General features: G+C 39.6%; 2 protein-coding genes. Both read left to right on the top strand.

The features are described from left to right. Nucleotides 1–719 (top strand): ATP-binding protein (locus HFM85_RS15945; RefSeq protein WP_173754723.1); only part of this gene is annotated, 719 nt, incomplete at its 5' end. 15 nt (nt 720–734) lie between these two features. Further along, on the top strand, nt 735–1448 hold the full coding sequence (locus HFM85_RS15940; protein WP_173739193.1) for a LytR/AlgR family response regulator transcription factor: 714 nt from the start codon (nt 735–737) through the stop codon (nt 1446–1448). The last annotated feature ends 5 nt before the right edge of the window (nt 1449–1453 follow it).

The raw sequence follows: 1453 nt of genomic DNA, 5'->3' as shown, positions 1-1453 counted from the left end.
TGTTTGCAGTATTTGCTTTCATAGTATATGCCGTATTCTTCAGTGTCATGGAATACATCCGCAGTAAACAGGAAGAACAGAGGATTTCCGAGCGCATACTGGAAAACTACCGGAATCAGGCAGAAAACAATGAACATATTCTGGAAATACACCATGAGATCCGGCATCATATGAATGCCCTGTCCTCCTATCTTAAACAGGAGGACTATGCAGGTGCCAGACAGTATATACAGAAATTTACTGAAGAAGCCGAACAGCTTCCTTTTGTCACCTACACAGCCAATGCTCTGGTCAATTCCATCCTTTCAGAATTTGCAGAACGTGCCAGCCGTTATAAAGCCATAGTGGAGTACAGTATTATCATTGGCAGAAGACTCAACATGGAAGATATTGATTTGTGCCGGATGTTGACAAATATTTTGGAAAATGCAGTAGAAGGGTGTCAGAAGGTTTCTGAAGGACAGCGGATCATCCGGCTGAATCTCCATTCAAAGGGAAATTTTCTGTTTATTAAATGTGAAAACTCCTACAATGAGGATAACTTGAGAATCACGAATGGAAAATATAAATCCAGTAAAAAGAACAGTGACAGACACGGTTACGGTCTTAAGATCATCAATGGAATCGCCGAAAAATACAATGGTATACTGAGCGTACAGGTACGTGGTGGTTTTTTTGCTGTAACAACAACGCTTTGTCTTGACGAAAATAACGAATAATAGGAGGCTTTCACTATGTACCATATTGTCATCTGTGATGATGAACCGATTTTTTTAACACAGATATCAGAAATGATCATCGATATTTTAGCATCCATGGGAGAATCCTGTGAGATTCGAAAATATACTTCTATTTCAGAATTAAAAAATACATTGCAGAATACTCCCAAAAGCTGTGACATTCTGATTCTTGATATTATGCTGGGTGAAAACAATGGGATCAGCTTTGCAGAATGTCTCCGTGACACTGAAAACCAAATTCCCGTTATCTTCATTTCCAGCAGTGAGAAATTTGTATTCGATGCATATTCTGCTGAACCTGTAGGTTATATCCTCAAGCCGATCAGCCGTCAAAAACTTGCAGAAGCACTAACCCGTGCGATCCGACATCTGATCCCGAAATCCATTATAATCGACACTCCGTCCAGAACTGTATCCTTTCATATCAGGGATATTACCTATATTGAAATAATCAATAAAGAACTGCAGATTCACCTTCAGGACGGTACTGTCACGAAGATATATAAATCCCTTTCTGCAGTCCGTGAAACTCTGCCGAAAGATATCTTCGTGCAATGTCACAGATGCTACATTGTTTCTCTGTATGCTGTCCGTTCAATCAAACGCTTTGAAATCACACTGAATAATCATGAAATAATCCCGGTCAGCAAATACAGCTACCGGGATGTCCAGGAACAATTACAGCAATACGCTGCAAAATGGTTTTAATTTCT

The organism is Blautia schinkii (assembly GCF_013304825.1).
GTDB lineage: Bacteria > Bacillota > Clostridia > Lachnospirales > Lachnospiraceae > Blautia_A > Blautia_A schinkii_B.
The sequence above is the reverse complement of the archived record's forward strand: the minus strand, read 5'-3'. Positions and strand labels throughout refer to the sequence as shown.

Excerpts from the sequence above, each read along its gene's own strand:
- HFM85_RS15940 (WP_173739193.1), top strand. The coding sequence starts at position 735 with ATGTACCATATTGTCATCTGTGATGATGAACCGATTTTTTTAACACAG.